Below are 1263 nucleotides of genomic sequence, written 5' to 3'. Positions count from 1 at the left end.
GCCTTTACTTTACAATAAAGATAAATCTTAATAATTTATTCTAAAGGAAGACAGAGGTGAACTATGTTACGCGCAAGGAATCAAGACCTATCTCGCGCATTAGTCCTCTGTCATTCCTTTATCGTTGATTAGCTTCAAATAGAATGATAGACAGTCAGGTCTACTAAAGGCTTTAAAGCACATCAACATTTTCATTCATCTTAAAATAAAGTTATGGAAAATTATTCTTTTATTGTTGGTATTGATGTATCTAAATCTAAGCTGGATTATACCCTGATTACAAACCTTGATCCTTCAAAGCAAGGGTTTCATTTTATTTCTTCTAATGATAAGAAAGGAATAAAAGAAGCGCTAAAAGAGATTAAGAAAAAAGTTAACTCTTTAAATGATGTTCTTTTTTGTTTTGAAAATACAGGAGTGTACTCTATGCCTTTAAGTGTGAATCTAAGTGCTTTAGATTTAGATTATTGGGTAGTAGCTCCTATCGAAATTAATAAAGCTAAAGGGCTAGTTAGAGGCAAAAGTGATAAAACTGACTCTAAAGACATTGCCTTTTATGCCAAAACACATATTCATAAATTAAAACTAACTTCTTTACCAGAGGCAGATATTTTAAGAATAAAAATACTACTCTCAGAAAGAAGTAAGCTTATAAAGTCTTTTAGAGCATTAGATTCTATCAAAGAATATGAAAACAGATTTCCTTCCAAATTGATTAAAGATGCATTGAGAATTAATAAAAGAGTAATTAGGCAGCTAAAAAAAGCAATAAAAGAGATCGAGCAAAAAATAGATTTAATTATATCTGAGAACCAGATATTAAAAAAACAAAGCGATCTAATTCAGAGTATTCCTGGAATTGGTAAACAAACGGCTTACCAATTAATCTGTACAACAAATGGATTTGAAAACTTCACAAATTGGAGACAACTAGCTTGTTATGCCGGGGTAGCGCCATTTGAGTATACTTCTGGATCAAGTGTTAGAGGTAAAACTAGAGTCAGTCATTATGCAGATAAACAGCTCAAATCACTTTTAAACATGTGTGCATTGAGTAGTAAAAAGTACGACCCGCAGATGAAAAATTATTTTGATAGAAAAGTAAGTGAAGGTAAAAACAAAATGCTTGTCCTAAATAATATAAGGTGTAAGCTATTAAGTAGAGTATTTGCCGTTATTAATAGACAAACACCCTACATAAATACCTTTAAATTCGCGGCATAAATAATTAAGAAATTACTTTACTTTTATCATAGAATGCGC

The 1263-nt window shown here is 30.9% G+C and carries 1 protein-coding gene; it reads left to right on the top strand.

From position 1 onward, the window contains the following. Positions 1 to 213 precede the first annotated feature (213 nt). Positions 214 to 1224 carry an IS110 family RNA-guided transposase gene (locus tag OO013_RS20075; protein WP_266058917.1) on the top strand — a complete coding sequence of 337 codons (1011 nt, stop codon included), beginning with the start codon at positions 214 to 216 and terminating at the stop codon, positions 1222 to 1224. The last annotated feature ends 39 nt before the right edge of the window (positions 1225 to 1263 follow it).

Source organism: Mangrovivirga halotolerans (assembly GCF_026241165.1).
GTDB lineage: Bacteria > Bacteroidota > Bacteroidia > Cytophagales > Cyclobacteriaceae > Mangrovivirga > Mangrovivirga halotolerans.
This window is presented reverse-complemented; position numbering and strand designations above follow the sequence as displayed.